26 protein-coding genes are annotated in these 20569 nt (G+C 50.5%); 8 read left to right on the top strand and 18 right to left on the bottom strand.

Features of this window, described 5'->3' with window-relative positions:
- Positions 1-53: 53 nt before the first annotated feature.
- The 3 genes from DP119_RS01290 to DP119_RS01280 all read left to right on the top strand — a co-directional run bounded on the left by DP119_RS01290 (position 54) and on the right by DP119_RS01280 (position 2191).
- Positions 54-689 (top strand): superoxide dismutase family protein, encoded by a 636-nt coding sequence (locus tag DP119_RS01290; RefSeq protein WP_112230139.1) that lies wholly within the window; start codon positions 54-56, stop codon positions 687-689.
- A gap of 151 nt (positions 690-840) precedes the next feature.
- Positions 841-1716: an SDR family oxidoreductase gene (locus tag DP119_RS01285; RefSeq protein WP_101191556.1), complete on the top strand. Its 876-nt coding sequence runs from the start codon at positions 841-843 to the stop codon at positions 1714-1716.
- A gap of 82 nt (positions 1717-1798) precedes the next feature.
- Entirely contained in the window at positions 1799-2191 is a 393-nt protein-coding gene (locus tag DP119_RS01280) for a YndM family protein (RefSeq protein WP_101191558.1), read from the top strand.
- Between the two features lie 27 nt (positions 2192-2218).
- On the opposite strand, the gene DP119_RS01275 is transcribed toward DP119_RS01280, so the two are convergent.
- The 4 genes from DP119_RS01275 to ytvA all read right to left on the bottom strand — a co-directional run bounded on the left by DP119_RS01275 (position 2219) and on the right by ytvA (position 5124).
- Positions 2219-2926, bottom strand: a complete 708-nt coding sequence (locus tag DP119_RS01275; RefSeq protein WP_112230135.1) for a YqjF family protein — start codon at positions 2924-2926, stop codon at positions 2219-2221.
- A 74-nt stretch (positions 2927-3000) separates the two neighbouring features.
- The gene (locus tag DP119_RS01270; protein ID WP_101191562.1) at positions 3001-3831 is read right to left on the bottom strand and encodes a manganese catalase; all 831 of its coding nucleotides are present in this window, start codon (positions 3829-3831) and stop codon (positions 3001-3003) included.
- 23 nt (positions 3832-3854) lie between these two features.
- Positions 3855-4139, bottom strand: a complete 285-nt coding sequence (locus tag DP119_RS01265; protein WP_101191564.1) for a hypothetical protein — start codon at positions 4137-4139, stop codon at positions 3855-3857.
- A 220-nt stretch (positions 4140-4359) separates the two neighbouring features.
- On the bottom strand, positions 4360-5124 hold the full coding sequence (gene ytvA / locus DP119_RS01260; RefSeq protein ID WP_240616376.1) for a YtvA family blue-light photoreceptor: 765 nt from the start codon (positions 5122-5124) through the stop codon (positions 4360-4362).
- 158 nt (positions 5125-5282) lie between these two features.
- On the opposite strand from ytvA, the gene DP119_RS01255 reads away from it, so the two are divergent.
- Both DP119_RS01255 and DP119_RS01250 read left to right on the top strand, forming a co-directional pair.
- Positions 5283-5987, top strand: a complete 705-nt coding sequence (locus DP119_RS01255) for a type 1 glutamine amidotransferase domain-containing protein (protein ID WP_101191566.1) — start codon at positions 5283-5285, stop codon at positions 5985-5987.
- A gap of 55 nt (positions 5988-6042) precedes the next feature.
- Positions 6043-6270 carry a hypothetical protein gene (locus DP119_RS01250; RefSeq protein ID WP_101191568.1) on the top strand — a complete coding sequence of 76 codons (228 nt, stop codon included), beginning with the start codon at positions 6043-6045 and terminating at the stop codon, positions 6268-6270.
- Between the two features lie 69 nt (positions 6271-6339).
- Here DP119_RS01250 and DP119_RS01245 read toward each other — a convergent pair whose 3' ends face one another.
- From DP119_RS01245 to DP119_RS01230, 4 genes are all read right to left on the bottom strand, one after another.
- Positions 6340-7515 carry a S1C family serine protease gene (locus tag DP119_RS01245; protein ID WP_112230131.1) on the bottom strand — a complete coding sequence of 392 codons (1176 nt, stop codon included), beginning with the start codon at positions 7513-7515 and terminating at the stop codon, positions 6340-6342.
- Positions 7516-7693: 178 nt separating this feature from the next.
- Positions 7694-9097, bottom strand: a complete 1404-nt coding sequence (locus tag DP119_RS01240) for a sensor histidine kinase (protein ID WP_112231875.1) — start codon at positions 9095-9097, stop codon at positions 7694-7696.
- Positions 9087-9767 carry a response regulator transcription factor gene (locus tag DP119_RS01235; RefSeq protein WP_112230129.1) on the bottom strand — a complete coding sequence of 227 codons (681 nt, stop codon included), beginning with the start codon at positions 9765-9767 and terminating at the stop codon, positions 9087-9089. Before DP119_RS01235 ends, DP119_RS01240 begins: the two co-directional genes overlap by 11 nt.
- Positions 9768-9845: 78 nt before the next feature.
- Positions 9846-10859, bottom strand: a complete 1014-nt coding sequence (locus tag DP119_RS01230) for a GTPase (RefSeq protein ID WP_112230127.1) — start codon at positions 10857-10859, stop codon at positions 9846-9848.
- Between the two features lie 147 nt (positions 10860-11006).
- Here DP119_RS01230 and DP119_RS01225 point away from each other — a divergent pair, with 147 nt between their 5' ends.
- Positions 11007-11333 (top strand): CHY zinc finger protein, encoded by a 327-nt coding sequence (locus DP119_RS01225; protein ID WP_112230125.1) that lies wholly within the window; start codon positions 11007-11009, stop codon positions 11331-11333.
- A gap of 82 nt (positions 11334-11415) precedes the next feature.
- Here DP119_RS01225 and DP119_RS01220 read toward each other — a convergent pair whose 3' ends face one another.
- The 6 genes from DP119_RS01220 to msrA all read right to left on the bottom strand — a co-directional run bounded on the left by DP119_RS01220 (position 11416) and on the right by msrA (position 15586).
- Complete coding sequence (locus DP119_RS01220; protein WP_112230123.1) at positions 11416-11895, bottom strand: GNAT family N-acetyltransferase; 480 nt, start codon at positions 11893-11895, stop codon at positions 11416-11418.
- Positions 11896-11918: 23 nt separating this feature from the next.
- Positions 11919-12746: a metallophosphoesterase gene (locus DP119_RS01215; protein ID WP_112230121.1), complete on the bottom strand. Its 828-nt coding sequence runs from the start codon at positions 12744-12746 to the stop codon at positions 11919-11921.
- Between the two features lie 195 nt (positions 12747-12941).
- Positions 12942-13727, bottom strand: a complete 786-nt coding sequence (locus DP119_RS01210) for an ABC transporter permease (RefSeq protein WP_112230119.1) — start codon at positions 13725-13727, stop codon at positions 12942-12944.
- A complete protein-coding gene (locus DP119_RS01205) occupies positions 13724-14605 on the bottom strand; it encodes an ABC transporter ATP-binding protein (RefSeq protein WP_112230117.1) in 882 nt (293 codons plus the stop codon). The genes DP119_RS01210 and DP119_RS01205 overlap by 4 nt, the downstream gene beginning before the upstream one ends.
- Positions 14602-14796 carry a PLD nuclease N-terminal domain-containing protein gene (locus DP119_RS01200; protein WP_205853826.1) on the bottom strand — a complete coding sequence of 65 codons (195 nt, stop codon included), beginning with the start codon at positions 14794-14796 and terminating at the stop codon, positions 14602-14604. Before DP119_RS01200 ends, DP119_RS01205 begins: the two co-directional genes overlap by 4 nt.
- Positions 14797-14914: 118 nt before the next feature.
- Positions 14915-15586, bottom strand: a complete 672-nt coding sequence (gene msrA / locus DP119_RS01195) for a peptide-methionine (S)-S-oxide reductase MsrA (protein WP_112230115.1) — start codon at positions 15584-15586, stop codon at positions 14915-14917.
- Positions 15587-15693: 107 nt separating this feature from the next.
- Here msrA and DP119_RS01190 point away from each other — a divergent pair, with 107 nt between their 5' ends.
- A complete protein-coding gene (locus DP119_RS01190) occupies positions 15694-16278 on the top strand; it encodes a protein-L-isoaspartate(D-aspartate) O-methyltransferase (RefSeq protein ID WP_112230114.1) in 585 nt (194 codons plus the stop codon).
- 21 nt (positions 16279-16299) lie between these two features.
- Here the strand turns inward: DP119_RS01190 and DP119_RS01185 are convergent, their stop codons facing one another.
- Positions 16300-16785, bottom strand: coding sequence for a DUF2243 domain-containing protein (locus DP119_RS01185; protein ID WP_121298687.1), 486 nt, complete (start codon positions 16783-16785; stop codon positions 16300-16302).
- A 167-nt stretch (positions 16786-16952) separates the two neighbouring features.
- Here DP119_RS01185 and DP119_RS01180 point away from each other — a divergent pair, with 167 nt between their 5' ends.
- Positions 16953-17657, top strand: coding sequence for a Na-translocating system protein MpsC family protein (locus DP119_RS01180; protein ID WP_112230111.1), 705 nt, complete (start codon positions 16953-16955; stop codon positions 17655-17657).
- A gap of 43 nt (positions 17658-17700) precedes the next feature.
- On the opposite strand, the gene DP119_RS01175 is transcribed toward DP119_RS01180, so the two are convergent.
- The 3 genes from DP119_RS01175 to DP119_RS01165 all read right to left on the bottom strand — a co-directional run bounded on the left by DP119_RS01175 (position 17701) and on the right by DP119_RS01165 (position 20411).
- Complete coding sequence (locus tag DP119_RS01175) at positions 17701-17892, bottom strand: hypothetical protein (protein WP_112230110.1); 192 nt, start codon at positions 17890-17892, stop codon at positions 17701-17703.
- Between the two features lie 167 nt (positions 17893-18059).
- Entirely contained in the window at positions 18060-18266 is a 207-nt protein-coding gene (locus DP119_RS01170) for a heavy-metal-associated domain-containing protein (protein WP_112230109.1), read from the bottom strand.
- Between the two features lie 36 nt (positions 18267-18302).
- Positions 18303-20411 (bottom strand): type IA DNA topoisomerase, encoded by a 2109-nt coding sequence (locus tag DP119_RS01165; RefSeq protein WP_112230108.1) that lies wholly within the window; start codon positions 20409-20411, stop codon positions 18303-18305.
- Positions 20412-20569 lie beyond the last annotated feature (158 nt).

Below are 20569 nucleotides of genomic sequence, written 5' to 3'. Positions count from 1 at the left end.
CTACATGTGTAAGGTAAGGTAATAACATTTTTTAGGAGGAAGGAGAAAAAGCGATGAGATCATGGTTGACGCTGATGCTTTTAGGCCTTTTACTGCTGCTCGCGGCATGTGGGGATGACACAACGGAACCTCCGACGGAAACGGACGGAGCCGAACCGCAGGAAGAGGAAGTGGAAGAACAGGAAGGCGAACCGCAGGATGGTTCAGGAGGCGATTCGGAAGGGGCCAGTGAGGTTCAATTGCTGACGGTTGAATTCCTTAACGCGGATGGGGATGCGACCGGCACTGCCGAATTGACGGAAGAGGACAACGGGGTCATGGTCAAATTGAATGTGGAAGGATTGGAGCCTGGAATGCACGGCATCCATTTCCATGAAGAAGGAATGTGTGAAGCACCTGATTTTGAATCAGCAGGCGGTCATTTCAATCCGACCAGCGCAAGCCATGGTCACGATAACCCGGACGGCCCTCATGCAGGCGACCTCCAGAATATTGAAGTTGCCGACGATGGCACTTCAACGGATGAACTGACTGCAGAAAACGTCACGTTGCAAATTGGCGAAGATAATTCCCTATTGAAAGAAGGCGGTACAGCGCTTGTGATTCACGCTTCGGAAGATGACGGCCAAACCGATCCTTCCGGAGACTCCGGTGAACGCGTCGCTTGCGGCGTGGTGACAGCTGAATAAGTAATTTTTAAAACAGCCTGGGAATCTTCTCCGGCTGTTTTTTTAGGGTGACACTTAATTCTCTGCCGGCTGGAGTTAAGGTTTTCTTCGCGTTTAGCATGAAATGGAACGGGAATAACTACCATATATTGATAACGAGGAGGACATCTATATGTCAAAAGATAAATATGAAAAAATCCATGACCAAGTTGATCCCCAGGAACAAGACCATCAGCCTGGGATAGAAAGCGAAATGTCTCCGGAACCGATATATGATGACGAGCATTACAAAGGCGCCGGCAAATTGGAAGGGAAAGTCGCATTGATTACAGGCGGCGACAGTGGAATCGGGCGTGCTGTAGCAATCGCTTATGCGAAAGAAGGTGCCAGTATCGCCATCGCCTACCTTGATGAACACGATGACGCGGATAAAACCATCGAAGCCGTGAAAGCCTACGGTGCAGAAGCCCAGAAATTCGCAACGGATGTGAGCCAAGTCGAGAATTGCCATCAATTGGTGGTTGATGTAATCGGTGAATTTGGCCAATTGAATATTCTTGTCAACAATGCGGGGAAGCAATTCCCGAAAGACGATTTCCTTGATATCAGCCCCGAACAATTGCGGGAAACTTTCGAGACAAATATTTTCAGCATGTTTTATTTGACCCAAGCCGCTTTGCCGCACCTATCCAAAGGCGACAGCATCATCAATACCTCATCGGTGACCGCTTACCGCGGCTCGCCTGAATTGATTGATTACTCGTCCACCAAAGGCGCGATAACGAGCTTCACCCGTTCTTTATCCGCCAATATCAGCGAACAGGGCATCCGAGTCAACTCGGTCGCCCCGGGCCCGATTTGGACACCGCTCATCCCGGCAACATTCAGCGCCGAAAAAGTCGGCGAACACGGCGGCGATACGCCGATGGAGCGGCGCGGGCAGCCTGCTGAACTCGCTCCGGCTTATGTCTATCTCGCCTCCGCTGACTCGACTTACGTTACTGGCCAAGCGATTCACGTAAACGGAGGAGACTTTATCAGTTCATGAGATGATCTTTTTGCATAACAAAATCCAATAGAGTATTGGAATGAAGACACCTATTCAAAAAAGTTGTATAGGAGGGCATGGCATGAAGCACATCGAAGCAATCTTGATGAAATTTGCAATGAGCTTTGCGGTCGTATTTCTGGTTCTTGGACTGATTTACGGAGTTCGTGTATTCGACATTTTCGTAATCAGTTTAGTGATTACAGCCGTTGGATATGCCGGCGATATGTTGATATTTCCCCGTACATCCAATAAGATCGCAACTGGCGGCGATTTAGTGCTCGCATTCCTGATTGTTTGGCTCCTTGGAGAATTCCTGATCGAAAATCCGGATTTCTCCTTGGTCGCTGCAGCTATCTACACAGCGTTGCTGATTGCTGCGGGCGAATGGTTCTACCATATCTACTTGAAAAAACGCCTATGGGAGCAAAAAGAAACATCCCATACTTTAAAACAAGAGCCGAACCGAAAATAAAAACAAATAAACAAAAGCCGATCATTTTTAATGATCGGCTTTTGTTTTGCTTTCAGGAACAGGCGGATAAAACCGTGTTTTCTGGACCGCTGAGAAATGGGCTAGCGGTTCCTTGGCATGCCAGCCAACAGGCAGAAATTGCGCAAGTGAGTTTTCAGCTATTTCAATATGGACATTCTGCAATTGCCAAGGTGTATGCGCAATATCTACGCGATACAGGACAGTTTTCGGCTTTGTCCATAAACAGTAACGTTCCGTCAGCCATTGCTCGAGTTTAGATGCCTTCAATATCCCGGCGCTTGGCGTAAAGCCCATCCGGAACCCCTCTCCGGTTCCGGATGCAGCAAGACGGCTCATAAACACATAGCGTCTGTCTTTTTTCACAACTTTCATATGGGCATATCGATAAGGAAGAAACCCTCCTGCACTTGCCGCTTTTACAGCTAGCAGGCTATCGGCATCCAGGCTGAAAAAGTAGACTCCAGACCGGGCGTTGTATTTTACATATGTCCTTACATTCAATTCGCGGTACGTCCCTGCGATGGGAAAAGGCAAGGAAAAGCGCAGGCGCGTGTGATCGGCAATGAACGGGACGACCCCGATCCATGCCCGGCCTTCGAATAAATCGATTTCGAGCTCTGCCGGTACATACGGGCGCAGTGCCTCAGGCGAAATCGGCCAATGCAAAAACACGAGATCCCGCCATGTCTGTGCCATGATCCATGGTTTTTTCATCTATGCCTCCCCCTTTTAAAAAGATCCATAACTAAAACGGGACGAAGATAGATTCCCCGTCCCGCTCGATGTTTCTAACCTTTTAATTTGTCTTCCGGAAGTGTATCATGCGACTCCAGCGGTCCCGGCTTCAAGACCGGTTTCTGGCCGAATGCTTCCGGCTGCCCGTACTTGAATGGATGGCCGTCTGGCGCATTGCCGCTCATCCACGGAAGCTGTGCACTGTCTTCGCCTTCCGAGAAATTATAAAGCGTATGGGAATACTCCGTCGCTTCCCATTCCGGCGGCACTGTGGAAGGCACGATCACGCTACCTTCTTTTTCTTCCAAGTCGCGGATTGCCGCAATCCACTGGTTTTGGTGCATAGTATCGCGAGCCAGCAAGAAGGACAGCAAGTCTTTTACCCCTTTGTCGTCGGTCATGCTGTACAAGCGTGCGACTTGAAGGCGGCCTTGGGATTCTGCCGTGACATTCGCGCGGAAATCGGCAAGCAAATTGCCGCTTGCAATGATATATCCCCCGCTCCACGGCACCCCTGCACTGTTCTCAGGTGTCGCGCCAAGACCCGAAACGATTGCATGATGCGGGTTCATGCCACCCATGATCGCCCCGATCACCGGATCGCTTGCCGCTTTTTCCTGTTCGTAAACCGGTGCGCCTTCGAGCAATTGGGCTACCATGGTCGCGAGCATTTCAATATGGCCGAGCTCTTCTGTCCCCGTGTCCATCAGCAAATCTTTGTATTTTTCATTTCCTCTTGTGTTCCATCCCTGGAATAAATATTGCATGGCCACAGACATTTCGCCGAACTGCCCGCCGATGACTTCCTGCAGCTGCTTTGCAAATATCGGATCCGGCTTATCCGGTTTTGCTTCGAATTGCAGCTCTTTTCTATTGAAGAACATTTAACTTCCTCCTCTTAGTATGGTCATTTATCGTCCTCTATCCGTCCTTCGCTGCCTTTGTTGGCATCTTTCGGATGGCCACCATCGTAATCCGAATCGTTGCCCCCAGCATTGAATTCTTTCTTCTGCTGCTGTTTTTTCTCGATCGATTGCTTTTCATCGACTCGGCCTTCGCTGCCTCGAATACTGTCCTGAGGCTGGCCTCCATCATAATCCGAACTATTTCCGCCTGCATTGAATTTCTTTTCATCCGTGTCTGAATTCACTTGATTCTCAGGTCCTTCACGCTGGTTCTGCTCTTTACCCATCGTTACGCCTCCTTGGAAAATCTGGAATTTCCATTCCCTAGTTATGTACCCCGAAAGACCAAATCGAAACGAAACAAACTATTTTTTCAATTAATTGACCCTATAGTAATAGAACTGTACAAGTTATAGAGCGTAAAGCCCCAATGGAACGCCGCTAATTAGAATTTTTTACAGAAAAAACCTCATTCCATTTGAATGAGGCTCAATCAAAAACGCTATTTTATTCATTAATCTCAGCCAAGGCTTTCTCGATGCTCGAATAAGTTTTCAGCATATTCTCCCGGTCGAGGTCACGTACCAATTCAGTTGCTGCCTGAGGGGTGACGCCCGTGATGTATAGCTGGCTCCCCATGATGCGGAGCGCTTCGCAAATTTGCGTGAACCAGTGGAGCGGAGATTCCTCGTTCCAGGTCAATCCTGTTATGTCGAGAAGCGCGTGTTCAATCCTGTGCTCGCTGACATATTCGCACAACTTCACTTTCAAGGTTTCAAAACGCTGCAGGTTCATCGTCCCGACTAGCGCAACCGTTGCCACGTTCGGTTGGATCGATAAAATCGGCAGCATCAGTTTCTCTATTTCGCTTTCATTGGCGGTAATCGCTTCCTGCTGCATTCGCTCAACCGTGATATCCGTCTGGGTGCCGATGAAATAGAGTTTTCCTTCGACTGTCACCGGCGAGATCGCCAGCCGGTTCCAAAACGGCGTTCCGTCTTTCCGGTAGTTGCGCAGAACCACGGTCAACTTTTCCTGGCTCCTGATCGCTTGCCGTATTTGGTCGACGGCTTCCGGAGCCGTTTTCAGCCCTTGCAGGAACCGGCAGTTGCGCCCAAGAATTTCTTCTTTTTCGTAGCCTGTCATTTCCGTAAATGTGTGGTTTGCGTAAATGATCGGGTTGTCTTCCTTTGCAGGATCCGTGACGATGGTGCCGACTTTGCTGCCGTCAAGCATTGCTTCAAGCAGCTGAATCTGTGTATCCACTTCCATTTTCTCCATATAAATTAGTTCACCTCAAATTTTTACTCATATTATTTTAGCACAGCTTTGCATGCAGCCAAAACCGGGAACTCCCGGAAGTTTCAGGAATCCGTCAAAGGGTAAATGTAGGAACAAGAGCTTTCTAAAGAAATGGAGAGGATACCCAAATGGCAAAAGTATTGGCAGTATTATCAAGCGGCTATTCAAACGAAGAGCACAATTACGTAACCGGCTGGTGGGCAGAAGAACTATTCGAGCCCTTGGCGGAACTTGAGAAAGCGGGCCATTCGGTAGGTCTCGCTTCCATCGACGGCGGCAAACCGGTTGTCGACCCCCTGAGCCTCGATTCAGCATACGATCCAGAGGGCAAATACAAAAAATTATACGACTCCGGCATTGCGGATAAGACAACCCCAGTCGTGGATGTCAAAGCGAGCGATTACGATGCCATCATGATTGTCGGCGGCCATGGCGCCATGTTCGATTTGGCACATGATGAAAATCTTCACGCCGTCATCAACGTCGTCCACGAAACAGGCGGCATCATTTCCGCTGTCTGCCACGGCCCAGCCCCGCTCGTCTTTACAAAAACGAAAGACGGCAAGCCCTTATTGCAAGGATTGAAAGTGACGGGCTATCCGAATGATATGGAACCGGAAGAAGTGGACGGGCTATTGCCGTTTAGCCTGGAAGATGAAATGGGAAAAATTGCGCAATACGACAAAGGCGACGGGCAAGATGAATACATTGTTTGGGGCAGCGACCGCCTCCTGACTGGCCGCGATCCCGGTTCCTCACAGGCATTCGGCCGCGAGTTGGCGAGGAAGCTGACCGAAATGGAAGAACATCAACTCGACAAACACTTGAAGTGAGTACGCCGAAGCGATAGGCCTGAAAAATATAGCAAGCATTGGAGGAGGAGAACAAATGGATAACAAAAATAACCACAACGACAAGGACAAAGAACAGGAATATATGAAAACGAGCGAGCAGGAATTGGAGCGCAAGCCGCCCGTAGAAAAGGAAGGGCTTGAAGAGCCAAGAACAACAGGTTACAAGCCATTGCAGCTCGGATTGATCATTTTCGCCATCGCTGTCTTGGTGATTGTCGGATTTGCGATCGGTTTTGACTGGTTCGGCCTGTTCGGGAATTAATTGCATTGCCAAGTTCACGTAAAAAGCGGCAGACAGGATTTCCTGTCCGCCGCTTTTTTATATGCCACATTAAATTTGTTCACTCAACTGGACTTCAAAAGTTTTCAGTTCGCCGTTCCGGTAAGCCTTGACCGTCACTGCCCCTTCTTCTTTCACTTCCGTATAGAGATATTGTCGGAGTTCCAAGACGGAAGTGACTGCCTGTCCGTTCAATTCAACGATGGTATCTTTCGCTTCGATTCCCGCTTCGTCGGCGCCGGATCCTTCCTGTACAGATTGGACGACAATGCCGTCTTCCACTTCAGCCGGGAGGTTCAATTCCGCATTTCTGATTTCTGCAGGTATCTGTTCGAGTTCAAGCAATGCGACACCTAGAGACGGACGGGACACTTCCCCTTCCCCTTCAAGTTCGGAGATGATCGGGATCGCGGAGTTAATTGGAATGGCAAGGCCAATTCCTTCCACTGCGTCCTGTGCGATTTTCATCGAGTTGATGCCGATGACTTGGCCTTGTGCATTCAATAATGCGCCGCCACTGTTGCCGGGATTGATCGCGGCATCGGTTTGAAGCACTTCCGACTGCCAGTCTTCCTGGCCGTCTTTATTGATGTCGATCGGGACAGCACGTTCCGTACCGGAAATGACGCCTGTCGTCACCGATCCCGAAAATTGAAGGCCGAGCGGGTTGCCGATGGCAATGACGGGCTCTCCTGATTTCAGCACTGAGGAATCGCCAAACTCTGCGATCGTGTCAATTTGCGCTCCCGGGACTTTCAGGACTGCGAGATCGGTCCATACATCCGAACCGAGCACTTCCGCTTCAAGCTCTTCACCGTCCGCCAAGGTCACGACGACTTCTTTAGCGCCTTCCACTACGTGATGGTTCGTGACAACGTATGCATCATCGCCTTGCTTTTTATAGATGACGCCGGATCCCGCCCCTGCTTCTTGCGTAGAAGTTTGTGCGAACGGATTATTGTCCGCTTGCAGGTTGGAAACGCCAACCACTGCATCTGCCGTCTGCTCGACGGTTTCCGTGACGTCTGTCGTGACAATCGCTGACTCGTTTTGCAGTTCACTGGTTTGAACGCCCGCAGTCGCAGATTCTGTTTCGCCCAAATCCGTTCCTGTGACCAGTGTCCCGACCAGCAATGCGCCTGCCAGTACGCCCCCGAAACTGGAAGCCATATAGCGTTTCCACGGATTCTTTTGGTCATTCTGACGCGGTGTATTATAGTAACCCATTATTTTCCCATCCCCTTTAATGATTGTTGGCCGTCTGCCTTGTGGCTTTCGATAGTCTTATCATACAAAGCAGATATGAAAAAATTATGACCAAACATGCAACAGAAATGTAAAGTTTTCGAGGTGGACGGATGCGAAAAAGCCCGCCGCAACACACGGCAGGCTTTCACTGTTTCAATTACTTATCTGATGGTTTATGCGGCAGGCGGATGGTGAACTTGGTGCCCTTGCCTTTTTCGCTTTCCACCGAGATTTCCCCGTCGTGCAAATTGACCAATTGCCGGACGATGGAAAGGCCCAGCCCGAACTGGCCGCTTCCGCGCGAAACATCCGCTTTATAGAAACGGCGCCAAATCATCTCCAGTTCATCAACCTCGATGCCGTTCCCGGTATCTTCCACTTCCAGCACGGTCACCTCCGATTCTGCACGGGCACGCAGGAAAATGTCCCCGCCATCAGTGAATTGGATGCTGTTCTTGACGATGTTCACCAGGATTTGGATCAGCCGGTCCATATCCCCATAGATCATCTCGCCAGGCTCGGCTTCGATCAATAAGCGGTCTCCTTTTTCGGCCGCCTGCAATTGCAGCTGCTCCTGGATGATTTCCAACAGTTCGGCCGCTTCGATCTCCTCTTTCATGAGCGTCACTTGATTCGACCGGATTTTTTCATAATCCAGGTTTTCATTGACGAGGCGCATAAGGCGCTTCGTCTCATCGCTCACAAGGCGGATGCCTTTTTCGCGCTGCTGTTCTTCGATCATGCCGCTTTTCAAGCCTTCGACCACACCGGCAATCGTCGTCAGCGGCGTTCTCATCTCGTGCGAGACATCTGCCATAAAGCGCCGCCTGCGGTTTTCAAGCTGTTCGATTTCTTCATTCGAACGCTGCAATTTGTCCGCCATGACATTGAAGTCATGCGCCAAATCCCCGAATTCATCAAAATTCGATTCCGGCAAATTGACTTGGTAATGCCCTTCGCTGATCATCGAAGTTGCTTTTCGCATGCGCTGCAGGCGCGTAACGTGAATCTTCGCCAATAGCAGGCTGAGCAATAGGGCAAACGGCAAGGAAATGGCGATCACCGCAACGAGCGTCCTGTTCAATTCCGCCACCATTTCCCGGATGCCGCTTACAGGCGAAGCCAGTAACACTCCGCCAGCGAGCGTGCTGCCTTCGACATACGGCAGCGCGACAAACGTCATCGACCGCTCAAAGCGTTCGACATCCCGGTAGACGACCAAAGTTTCGCCGCGCTCGATGACGTTCCATTCATCCGGCGTCAGCTCGACTGACGGGAAATTGCCGTTGATCGGATAAAGGATCCGGCTTTGCTGGTCGAAAACGATGAAATTGATGTTCTGCGCTTCGAGCACCGTTACATAGGATTGCAGGTCCGTCCCCGGGCGCGCCTGTTCCAGTTCCTGCAGGATCTGCTCGCCGTAGCGCTCCAGCTCCTCCGCCTTATCCGAATACGCCACCCGCTCGCCGTAGAAGATGAATAGCGTGCTTAAAATGGCCACCGCAAACACGAGGACGCCCATATGGCTCGCGATCAATTGATAGAAATACTTAACCCGCAAGTTCTTCAAATTTATAGCCCACTCCCCACACCGTATGGAAGAGCTGGTCCCCTTCCGGAATTTTCTTGCGCAGCCGTTTGATATGGACGTCTACTGTCCGTTCATCGCCGTAGAATTGGTAGCCCCATACCTGTTCAAGCAATTGCTCACGGCTGAACACTTGCTTCGGGTGCTGCAGGAAAAAAACCAGCAAATCGAATTCCTTCGGCGTTAGATTGTCGATCGCTTGGCCGTCTTTCACGACTTCGCGTGTTTCTTTCCTGACATGGAAATGAGCGGTACGGATGCCGTCCTCTGCCGCTTCGCCTTTTCGCGCCCTTCTGGTCACCGCCTTGATGCGCGCCATCAAGGTTAAGGGGCTGAACGGCTTGGTCACATAATCATCCGCCCCCATTTCAAAACCGATCACTTGGTCGGATTCGCTGTCTTTCGCTGTCAGCATGATGATCGGTACTTCGCTTCCCGTCTCGCGGATTTTCCGGCATAAAGCGATGCCGTCCATTCCCGGAAGCATCCAATCGAGGATCAGCAAGTCGAAATCCCCTTCCTGGAACTTACGGTAGCCTTCCAGCCCATCTCCAGCGAATTCACCTGCCAGCCCTTCTTTCGAAAAAAACAATTCCAGCATCGAGCTGACACTCGGGTTGTCTTCCACTACCAATATTTTCACGATTCCCACCTCCATATTTCCGGTTCAATCTATGCGTAAATCCAAAAAGCCGCCCTGAAAACGGGACGGCTACTTGGTTCAAGCATTCTTTTCTCGCTTTTTCAGCTTTTCATAAAGGCTGCCGATCATATCATAATCGATAGCGATATTGTTTTCGTACGCGTATTTTACGCCATAGCCAAGCGCGAGTGTCATCGAGCTCGCCACTGTCCCGCCGATAATCGAACCTGCCCCCGGAACGAATTTCAACGCCTGTCGGTAAAGGGTATGGCCGATCGTCTGCGTGGCAGTAATGACAATCATGTCTTTTGCCGCTTTTTTCGTCAACGGCTTATCGTACAGATTCGACAATTTGACGATGAGTCCGACCTGCAGCGTCGTCAGCGGCAATACGTCCGATCCAGGAATCGGTGATGCGCCGATGATTCCCGCTGAGACCCCGGCTCCCACGATCCAGCGCGTGGCAGCGGATGATTTCTCTTTCATGCTTTTGGCGAAGAGCAGGTCTTTCCCCTTCTTTTCCAGCAACAGCAAGATTTCCTTCTTCAGCAGATCCAGGTTCTCTCCTGTTTTCGAAGAAACCGGGATCACTTTGTATTTATTGTTTGTGTGCCCTTTAATGAACTTAATGATCGACGGGATATCTTCCGCCGCATCGATTTTATTCAGGACGATAAGGATGTCTTTATTATGTTTTTCAATTTCAGCAAATTTTTGCTTTTCGCTATCTGAAAAGACCGTGCCGGCAGCATTCAGGAAAAATAGCACGACATCCGATTGCTGGACGAACTCCAAGGTCTTTTTGGGATTTTCGTCATTCGGGTCATTGAGCCCCGGTGTATCCATGAACTTGATGTTTTCGAGGCCGCGTATATTGTAAGGGTCCACGCTGACCGTTTCGCCAGGCATCGGGTTGGTGCTGGCAATGTCTTCACCGATGATTTTATTCACTGTTGTCGATTTCCCGGCATTGACCTCCCCGATCAATGAGATCAATAAATCCTGCTCGAGCGTCTCGCTTACTTTCTTCATCTCATCTTCAAACACTTTGTCCATCGCACGCATGACTTCATCTTCGAATTCCTTAACCATTGCCCCGTCTCCTCCTTCAAGATACTTATCCCTATTATAAAGGCTTACGGCGCTCTCGACCATTTTCAGCTATCATTCGGCACTCGCCAGCCGGTCTTTTTCATAGTAGCATGAAAGAAATACATGAATTCAGAAGGAGTGTCTGCCATGTATGCACGTCCCCCCGTCACCGGGCTCGAGGTCGATTCCGAAACCCGCTGCCGCCATTATCATTCGGAAATTGACCGGATCGCCATCCGCTTTCATTGCTGCGGAGAATATTTTCCTTGTTTTGAATGCCACGCTGCTGTCGGCTGCGGCAATGCTTCCGTCTGGCCGAAAGAGCGGTTCGATGAAAAAGCGGTTCTTTGCGGGGCATGCGGAACCGAGCTGTCCATCCGTGAATATCTCGACTGCGTTTCTTCCTGTCCGCATTGCGCCGCCGCGTTCAATCCGGGCTGCAACCTTCATAAGCACCTGTATTTTGAAGTTTAAGTTTTTGGGATTTAATTCCAGAAAACAAAAAATCGCCCGAGAAGCTGTTTTTCCACAGCGTTTCGGGCGATTTTTGGATAGGTTATTCCACTTTCAGGCACATCGCGAATTGTTCGCCTTTTTTGCCCATTACTCTTCGGCCGGTGTCTTCAAAACCGGCTTTTTTATAGAGGTTCTGCGCAGCGGTATTGCGTGCATTGACGCCGAGTACGATCTCGTCAAAAGCTTCGAATTCTTTTTGCATAAAAGCAGGCAAAGCTTCGAGAGAGCCGGTCGCAATCCCTCGCCCTTGATACTTCGGGTTGACGGAGTAGCCTCGCAAAAGCAAGGCTTTCGGGTTATCGGAATAGCGTTTCCGGTCTGCCGATTCATCCAGTTCGAAAAATCCGGCTACTTCGCCGCGCGCGCGGATGACGATCAGATGCTTTTCGGGATTTCCCGCATCCCGCTTGATGAGCTCCTGCGGCATCATGGTGAATTCCTGCTGATCCGCCGGGAGATTGTAGGAGACATCCGTTCTTTTTGTATAGCAATGCAGCGTCACTTCACTTTTTCTGATCACGAAAATCGGTCCCCCTAAATTAGTTATTCATTCTCCAACGTTACGACCACCACTTCGGGTAAATTGAAAACGCGAAGCGGAAACCCGCTGTTCCCAAGGCCACGGCTCAGGACAAGCTGCGTATCCCCCGACTCGAAGACGCCTTCTGTCATGCTCGGAAACCAGCCCTGGCCTGGGGCGATCAAGCCGCCCAGGCCAGGAATGCGGATCTGGCCGCCGTGTGCGTGACCGGAAAAAACGACATCGATGCCTTCGCTTGCATAAGTCTCCAACTGTTCGGGACGATGGGCAAGCAGCAAGGTAAACGCGTCGTTGAGCCCCGCTTCTGCGATGCTGTTGCGCGTGAATTCCTCTTCATGAAGGTAGATGTCCATCAATGGATCGTCAATGCCCGCAATTTGAATGGCTTCCCCGCCCTGTTCCCACATGAGTGAGCGGTTGCGCAGCACTTGGACACCGCGTTCTTCCAGGGCAGGGACGATTTCATCATCCAGCCGGTTCGATGATACTTCGTGGTTGCCGATGACATAATACACTTCGCTCATCTTCACCAGCCCGTCGATAGCCGCCAGGCTCCTTTCCAAATCGTAGCGGTCGCTGTCGATCAAATCTCCGGTAATGAAAATGGCATCCGGATTCGCCGCTGCCACTTTATCCAACAAGGATTGCTGTCGATTCCCAAATTCAGCATTGTGGAGGTCCGATACTTGGACGATACGCTTGCCGGCAAATGCATCCGGCAACTTTTCCGTTTGGACCGAATATTCGGTCGTGACAATCCAGTTATTATTGACCCAGGCAAACCCCAGCAGGAGCAATGCCACCAAAATCAATGCAATCAATTTCTTCATATTCTATTCCTCAATTCATTAGTATGGCCCATGCGCCCATTTTATTGGCCACTGCGCACGAGTCCCGGTTTGGCATGGATAGCTTTACGGCCTATCCACTGCAGCATGTAAGTTCTCCAGCGCTGCGCCAAATCCTGTTCTTATTCTACCAGCATTCGCCCAAAAGAAAAGCAATCAGCTAATCGCTGATTGCTTTTATACTTTCGTTTTCGCACGGTTCCTTTTCGACAGCCAAATGCCCAGTGCAGCCAATCCTATCAAACATGCAAGCGAGATCGCAAGCGTCCAGACCAGCGCTGTCACGTCCGGCCCGATATCCAGGAAAGACGCTGCGTAATTCGGAAGCTTCAGCGGCGACCATTCCCAGCGGCTGCCGAAAAGGCTGTCGACGAGCTGCAAAATGAGCAGAGCGGCAAGCGTCAACCCAGCAGCCAATCCCGCGTTCGGCATAGCCGCACTTGCGAATAACACCAAAGTAACGACCAGCACCATCCATATACTATAAGTTGCCGCAAATGACAGGAATTCGCCGAACGGCACCGCTGAAAACAGTACCGCGGTGTAATAATAACCGGCCAAAAAGCCTGCCCATACACTGATCAATGCCACAAGGGAAGCCATCAGCCATTTACTGAGGAAATAGGACGTAAACGATAAAGGCCGAACATATAAAAGAGTGGCCGTCCCGTTTTTGCGCTCACCAGCTATGCTGCCCATATAAGCAAGCACGAGGACAAGCATGCCGATCAGCTGGAACTGGCCCATGACCGCTACCAGCAATTGTTCAGGTTCAGGATCGGGCAGTTCGATGACGGCGCCATCCGGCAGGCCACCTGCAGCGTCGAGAATCTGGGGTAGATAATAATTCGATAAAGGCTCTGTGACGCCCAGCAGAATAAAGACGACAGGAATCCAGAATATCTTATAATTGCGCAGGTTCTCACGCCATTCCTTCAATAACAGTGTCGAAAATTGCTTCATTTTCCTGCCACCACCTTAAGGAAGATATCTTCCAGGCTGGCTGTCTCCTGCTCCACTCCGACAACAGGCAGGCTTTTCACTGACAGGAAACGGAACACATCCTGCATGATCGGCCCCTCCGCTTTTACAGGCACAATAACTGCTGTGCCTTGAACGGCAGCTGGCCACGGCGATTCACGCACAAACCTTTCCGCAGCGTTCGTATTTTCGAAACGGATCCGGATTTGGGGATCCGCATAGCGGCTGCGCACCTGGTCCAGGGAACCGTGTTCCACAAGGCGCCCGTTCTGCAAAAACAATAATTGGTCTGTCATTTCTTCTGCATCGTTCAAGATATGGGTGGAGTAAAGAATCGTGGTTTGCCCGAGAAGTGATTTCAACAGTTCCATCACTTCCCTTCGACCGGTCGGGTCCAAGGAAGAGATCGGTTCGTCCAACAGCAGCAAGCTCGGCTGGTGCACCATCGCCTGCGCCAACCCGAGCCGCTGCTTCATGCCTCCTGAGAAACCGCCGATTTTCTTATTGGCCACTTGGCGAAGGCCCACAAACCCCAACGTCCGTTCTGCCTGCTGGCGGGCTTTTTTCTGATCGACTCCGCTCAGTTTAGCGGCCATTTCGGTAAATTCCACGGCAGTCAGCCACGGAAAGAAACGCGGATATTGCGGCAGAAAACCGATCGATAAATTTTTCTTGCGCTGGATTTCTCCTTCTGTCGCTTCCAGCAGTCCTGCCAGCATTGACAGCGTTGTGGTCTTTCCGGCACCGTTCGGCCCGATCAAGGCCGTCGCACTGCCTTCTGCAAGCTCGAAGCCCAATCCATCCACTGCTTGTTCAGTACCGAAGCGCTTCGTTAATGACCTGACTTCCAATACGTTCAATAATTCCGCCTCCCTATGACAAAGTACAGAATCGGCCCGATAATATTCAGCAAGACGATGATCGCCGCCCACATCCACTTCGGGCCGTTCGGATCCGGGTTTTTGATCAAATCCACTAATGCGAATATCATCAAGGCGATCTGCAAAACCAGAATGGGCAGCACCAAAAGAATTGTGCGTTCATCCACCATGTCCCTGTTCCCCCCTGCATCTTTTTTTCCTCTAGTGTTATTTCGTTGCGGCTGTCTGCTCTCCCTGCATGTGCATAAAAAAAGACCGCAATCAGCGGTCTTTCCAGCACTCATCAAATTACCATTTCAGTTTAAGCAGCACTTGCCGAAGAGCATCACTGTGTCCTTTGTTGATCGGCCATCCGCTGATTTCCTCCTGCAATTGCTGACGGCTGCCGAAGCCTTTGACGAATCCGTTCAGCCGTGCAGCGAAAGTTGACGGCGTCAAAAGAGCCATCTCGGGATAAAGTTCTGCCAATTGCTCAAGCGCTTTCGGATAGCGCTTCAAGTAATATTTCTGGTGGCGCTCTTCCGCTTCCGTAAATCCATCGAACGGCCGGATTTCCGTTTCGACCGGCTCGTTCAGTTCCTGCTCTTTTTCTATCTTCAGTTTCTCAATGACGCGCTTTTGCTCTTCGGACTGCCAAAACAGCAAGGAAATGTATTGGCGCCCTTTGTAAGCATCGCGGTTCGGGTAATGGCTGCGCCAAAATTCCCTGACGATTTCTTCAAAACCGATCTGCCGGGGATCAAATGCCACTTGGATGGTTTCCGTATGGTCCCCCATTTGCCGGTATGTGGGATTGACCGAAGTGCCGCCTGCATAGCCCGTCCGTGTCCGGATTACGCCAGGCAAGGACCCGAACCGTGCATCCGGGCTCCAGAAACAGCCCATCCCGAAAGTTGCGGTTTCAAGTTCCCCTGTATCCGGCAACTCCTGTTCAATCGTTGAGATCGTTTTTTTCTCCATAACCGGCTCCTCTCCTTAAGTGTCGCTCTTTGTGCTTTATGCCGTTTTTCCTTATGATAGTAGCAAGGAATGTATAAGACAAATCGAACGAAAGCAGGTGTATCTGCATGACTGCACGTAAACAGGACATCACCGCTTATTTCCGCTCACTTGACCGGGGTTCGTTCATGGATCGCCATCAGCAAGATGCCGGGCGAGACGAAGCTTTGCCAATTGGATATGGCCAGACGATTTCACAACCTTCACTCGTTTTGGAAATGACGGTTGCACTCGATCTCGAAGACCATCACAAAGTGTTGGAGATCGGCACAGGATCGGGTTTCCAGACAGCGCTTCTGGCAGCTTTTTCACGTGAAGTCTATACAGTCGAGAAGATTCCACAGCTAGCTGAGAGCGCAAAAAAGCGGCTCGAAGCGAAAGGGTTCGAAAACATCTCGTTCCTGCTGGGCGATGGCAGCCTCGGCTGGCCTGAACATGCACCGTACGACCGGATCATCGTCACTGCTGCCGCCTCGGATATTCCGAAAGAATTGGTGGACCAATTGGCAAACGGCGGGCGCATGCTCATCCCTGTCGGCCATCAGTACAGCCAGGACCTTCTCGCCATCGACAAATCCAGCGATGGGAGATTGGAAAAGACAGCGCTTGAAGCGGTCCGGTTTGTCCCATTAAAAGGGAAGTATGAAAATTAGGGTATAGTAAAGTGACGAGGATTAATCTCCATCTTTTGAAGCATTGCGCAAGACCGACCAGCCAAGCAAAAAAAGGAAAGCGGCTGTTCCGAGCCATAGCGATTCGTAGAAAACAGGGTCCCCAATGTCCCTGACGGTATGAAGATTCAACAGCAGGCGGAACACCAGGCTGTCGAATATCAGCAGCACGCCGCCTCCAATCAATGCACTGCCTGAAAAGCGCGCTGGCCAGAAGGCTTTGCGCCTGGCCAAATCGGCAGCGATCCATAGAGACAAAACCGTCAATGCCCAGCCGATGACCTGGTAAATTCCTTCCCCGGTCAAAATCGCTTGGGGGCCATTGCCTTCGTAGAAATGATGCCATTGCAGGAAGAAATGGAAAATGCTTTGCTCGAGCACTGAAAACATCCCGGCTCCGAACAATAAGCCCGCCCAAAAATTCCGTGAAGTGTGGACGCGCCGGTTTCTTGCTGTTGTGAGGTCCGTCTTTCGTTCTGCCGAAACCATACGATCCACCCCTTCTGAATTCCGCCCGTATCCGTTTTTCCAATTATACCCGTTCTGCCAGGCATTTAACCGTTGCTGATGGGCGTACATTGCATGGCGCGGCCAGCAGCAATAAACACAATGCCATACACGGCACAACCATTAACTTAATCGAGGAGGCGAACCATTTGCAGAATTCCAAAACCATGCAAAGTGAAATCGGCGGCTATATTTCAACCGTCATCCGCGAACACTTCGGGAAAGGCCCGACATCTGTATTCGTTATTGTGAAACCACCCTTTGTCATCGTCCACCTGAGAGGTTTCCTAAGCCCGACTGAAAAGATATTGCTCCAGAAAAATGAGTTCAGGCGCGTAATGGAGATCCGCCATTTGCTGATCGAAGAACTGAAGCCGGATATTTGCGCTGCCTTCTCCCGTGCTTCTGGCGAAAAAGTCGAATCGATTTATTCCGATTGGCATCTGGAAAACCAGACCGGCATGCTTATCGGGGTCATGGCTAGCCGGGATGCTGCAACTGAATTTGACTGGCAGTCTGACGCGACGCAAGAAGCTCTCCACGATTCAGTCGTGGAAGCCAGCCGAAAAGCCGAAAAGAAACCCGAAAGCACCGAGCTGTTCTGGTTGAATGACCGGACCTTATTAATCGAACGCACAGGCTTCTTGGTGGAGATCGAACGTGAGCTCATACGCAGAGGATTGGCCGAAGAATTGAAACAAGTGAAGCGGCCTCTTGAAAAACGCTTGCTGCTGAAGGAAACCCAATTCCCTGAACTGCTCAACCGGGACATCCGAGAAATTTTCCTCGATTGGGAATTTTCGATGGATATCAGTTACATCCTCGTGCTTCTTGAACCGAATAAACATTCTTAACATGAAAAAGCCGCCCATGAGGCGGCTTTTTTCTCTATCCGATTTACCCGACAGTCGACTGTGCGGTTTGGCAATGCGGGCAATGTTCATATTCCTTTTCTGCCAAGCTCTCCACATACTCCATTTTATCGGTAAACTCCCTTTGTTCTATGGGCGTTTGCAAAAAGCCGCAGCTATCTCCTGCAAACTGGCTGTGATGGATTTTTTTCGTTCGATGATCCACAAAATAACCCATTTCCGCTTCCCCCCTATAAAAAAAGCCGAAAAGAGTCTCCCACTAATGAGGGAAATCTTTCCGGCTTTGCCTTCGGCACTATTGTCCGCGACATTTGACCTGTTGTATACAGTTATTGCTTCATGATAATTCCCATTGTACATGAACACTTACCTTAGGGCAAGAAATCACTCGATGTGAAACCCTGCACGTTCAATCAGCCCAATGACCTGGCTTTCCTTGATTTTCGTTTCATCCAGTTCCAACTTGACTTCGCCGTCCTCAACATCAACCAAAGCCCGTTCGATCCCCGGCTCTTTCAACAATAAATCCTCCAGTTCATGAATCGGCCGTTCCGATTTCGCTTCCGCTACATAAATCGTCAATCTTCTCATTCTATCCACTCCTCCTTGTCTATTTCCTGGGAAATATTAAAACTTCATTTTCAATTTGCCCTCTTCCAATTCGAGACTGGCATTGAACTTTTTGCCATTCTTCGAAACAAACCCTTTGATGACCGGCGTTTTCCCTTTCGTGCATAAATACTCGATATGCTTGGCTGTCAGCCTTTTTTTCAAGAACACCGCCGGGAATGATTGCTTGCAGCCGCTTGCGTGTTCTGTACAGCCGTATGAACCTTTGCGGGATACAATCGAGCCTTTCCGGCAGCGCGGGCATATCGCAATCGCCGTGCCCTGCAAGGCCGGCATCTGGTCCGGCATGCCGTTGCTGCGCAATTGCCCCGGCACATCCTGCAACAGCTTCTCGATGAATTTTCCGATGGTGGTAAGAAACACTTCCGACGAGCCTTCGCCCTTGCCGATTTTCTTCAGGTAGCTTTCCCATTTTGCGGTCATCGACGGGCTCGACAGCAGATTCCCTTCAATCGCCTGGCACAATAATCGCCCCTTTTCTGTTACGGAGACGATGTTTCTTTTCACTTCGATATAATTGTGGCGTTTGATCGTTTCAATGATGCCGCTGCGCGTCGCTTCCGTCCCGAGCCCTTCGACTTCCTTGAGGATTTCGCTGTCCGCCACATCTTCTGCGAACTTTCCGCAGGTTTTCATCATGGCGATCAATTGCCCTTCCGTATAGGGCTTCGGGGCGGTGGTCATGCCTTCCACGATTGCAATCGCTGCCGCTACTTGCTCGTGCAGGGACAATTCAGGAAGCGGCGGGTCCTGCTTCGCTTCTTTGGCGGCCGGAAACAGTGACTTCCAGCCTTTATCGAGCTCCGTCCGGCCCGTCGTGTGAAATTCGAGCCCTTTTATATCGGTCACGACTTTCGTTTCCGCATAACGGTAATCCCGGTGGAACATGCCGAGCGTCGTCCGCATCACTTCTTCGTACAAATTCCGTTCATCTTGCGGCAACCCTTCTATTTTACGCGCTGTCGGCAAACTCTTCGTCGGGATGATGGCATAGTGCTCCTGTACTTTCGTGTTGTCGACAAAGCGCTTTTTCGGCAGTTTCGAGTCAATCGGAAACGGCGTGTCAATGAGCTTCTGGTAACTCTCTACTTGGGCGGCCAAATAGCCGAATTCCGCCGAAGTGATATGGCGTGAATCGGTCCGTGGATAACTGACGAGCTTCTTCTCATACAGCTTCTGCATTGCCGACAGCACTTTTTGAGGGCTGTATTTCCATTTCCGGTTCGCGGCTGCCTGGAGGCTCGATAAGGAATGTAGCGGCTGCGGGGGGATGCGCTTTTCCGCTGTCTTCAATTCTTTGATATGGCTTTGCGCTTTGCCATCCGTCAATTCATGGGCGGCCAAGAGCTCTTCCGCTTTTTTTCGCTCTTTGGCTTTCAGTTTCGCTTTTCCTTTATAGCTGCCTTTTGCGGTCTTGAATTTCCCTTCGATTTCGTAAAACGGCTCCGGCTTGAATGCCTCGATTTCCTTTTGGCGCTGATAGATCAAAAACACGGTCGGCGTCTGGACCCGCCCGATCGCGAATACTTCATGGATGCCGCGTTCCTGGAGCAGCAGTGAATAGAGCCGCGAGCCGTTCATGCCGACCAGCCAGTCGCTGATCTGGCGCGCCCGCGCTTCCTCATACAGGCGCAGGTCTTCTTTATTGTCGCGTAAATTCCGGAAGCCTTCGCGCACTTCGTCCACTTCAAGCGAATTGATCCACAGCCGTTTGATGTGTTTGCCGCGAACACCGGTCTGGCGGTAGATGCTATAGAAGATATTCGAGCCTTCGCGGTCCACGTCGCAGGCGTTGATGACGGTATCGGTTCCTTTCAGGAGTTTCTTGATGATATTGAATTGCTGCGACTTGCCGCGCGCGACTTGGAATTGGTATTCAGCCGGCAGGATCGGCAAGGAAGCGAGTGACCATTTGCCCCATTTCGGGTCGTAGGCTTTCGGCTCTTTCAATTCGACGAGATGGCCGATGCCCCAGGTAATGAATGCGCCTTCCGGAAAGATCGGATTCGGCGCCACTTCCATATAGCCTTCCCGCTTCACCGTCTTGAACGCATCGCCATACGCTTTCGCCTGGCTCGGCTTTTCGGCTACAATTACTGGTTTCATGCTGTTCTTCCTTTCCCATGCTCTTTGTTTCATTGTACTCTTTCCACTGAAAAATCCAAATGAAAGCTAATTTGTATTTCTGCAAGTAACTGTTTTGTCGGGCAGGTTTTAAATGAAGCTAGCGAGGGGTTTCTTGTGGTAATGTTTCTCGAGTTGTT

The sequence above is a fragment of the Planococcus maitriensis genome (assembly GCF_003289925.1).
GTDB lineage: Bacteria > Bacillota > Bacilli > Bacillales_A > Planococcaceae > Planococcus > Planococcus maitriensis.
Note: the sequence above shows the minus strand (reverse complement) of the source record. Positions and strands in the feature narration are given on the sequence as shown.

Coding starts and splice junctions, on each gene's coding strand:
- DP119_RS01190 (WP_112230114.1), top strand. CDS start 15,694: ATGACTGCACGTAAACAGGACATCACCGCTTATTTCCGCTCACTTGAC.
- msrA (WP_112230115.1), bottom strand. CDS start 15,586: ATGGAGAAAAAAACGATCTCAACGATTGAACAGGAGTTGCCGGATACA.
- DP119_RS01175 (WP_112230110.1), bottom strand. CDS start 17,892: ATGGGTTATTTTGTGGATCATCGAACGAAAAAAATCCATCACAGCCAG.
- DP119_RS01285 (WP_101191556.1), top strand. CDS start 841: ATGTCAAAAGATAAATATGAAAAAATCCATGACCAAGTTGATCCCCAG.
- DP119_RS01215 (WP_112230121.1), bottom strand. CDS start 12,746: ATGAAGAAATTGATTGCATTGATTTTGGTGGCATTGCTCCTGCTGGGG.
- DP119_RS01290 (WP_112230139.1), top strand. CDS start 54: ATGAGATCATGGTTGACGCTGATGCTTTTAGGCCTTTTACTGCTGCTC.
- DP119_RS01225 (WP_112230125.1), top strand. CDS start 11,007: ATGTATGCACGTCCCCCCGTCACCGGGCTCGAGGTCGATTCCGAAACC.
- DP119_RS01245 (WP_112230131.1), bottom strand. CDS start 7,515: ATGGGTTACTATAATACACCGCGTCAGAATGACCAAAAGAATCCGTGG.
- DP119_RS01275 (WP_112230135.1), bottom strand. CDS start 2,926: ATGAAAAAACCATGGATCATGGCACAGACATGGCGGGATCTCGTGTTT.
- DP119_RS01165 (WP_112230108.1), bottom strand. CDS start 20,411: ATGAAACCAGTAATTGTAGCCGAAAAGCCGAGCCAGGCGAAAGCGTAT.
- DP119_RS01265 (WP_101191564.1), bottom strand. CDS start 4,139: ATGGGTAAAGAGCAGAACCAGCGTGAAGGACCTGAGAATCAAGTGAAT.
- DP119_RS01210 (WP_112230119.1), bottom strand. CDS start 13,727: ATGAAGCAATTTTCGACACTGTTATTGAAGGAATGGCGTGAGAACCTG.
- DP119_RS01250 (WP_101191568.1), top strand. CDS start 6,043: ATGGATAACAAAAATAACCACAACGACAAGGACAAAGAACAGGAATAT.
- DP119_RS01270 (WP_101191562.1), bottom strand. CDS start 3,831: ATGTTCTTCAATAGAAAAGAGCTGCAATTCGAAGCAAAACCGGATAAG.
- ytvA (WP_240616376.1), bottom strand. CDS start 5,124: ATGGAAGTGGATACACAGATTCAGCTGCTTGAAGCAATGCTTGACGGC.
- DP119_RS01170 (WP_112230109.1), bottom strand. CDS start 18,266: ATGAGAAGATTGACGATTTATGTAGCGGAAGCGAAATCGGAACGGCCG.
- DP119_RS01280 (WP_101191558.1), top strand. CDS start 1,799: ATGAAGCACATCGAAGCAATCTTGATGAAATTTGCAATGAGCTTTGCG.
- DP119_RS01230 (WP_112230127.1), bottom strand. CDS start 10,859: ATGGTTAAGGAATTCGAAGATGAAGTCATGCGTGCGATGGACAAAGTG.
- DP119_RS01200 (WP_205853826.1), bottom strand. CDS start 14,796: ATGGTGGATGAACGCACAATTCTTTTGGTGCTGCCCATTCTGGTTTTG.
- DP119_RS01185 (WP_121298687.1), bottom strand. CDS start 16,785: ATGGTTTCGGCAGAACGAAAGACGGACCTCACAACAGCAAGAAACCGG.
- DP119_RS01255 (WP_101191566.1), top strand. CDS start 5,283: ATGGCAAAAGTATTGGCAGTATTATCAAGCGGCTATTCAAACGAAGAG.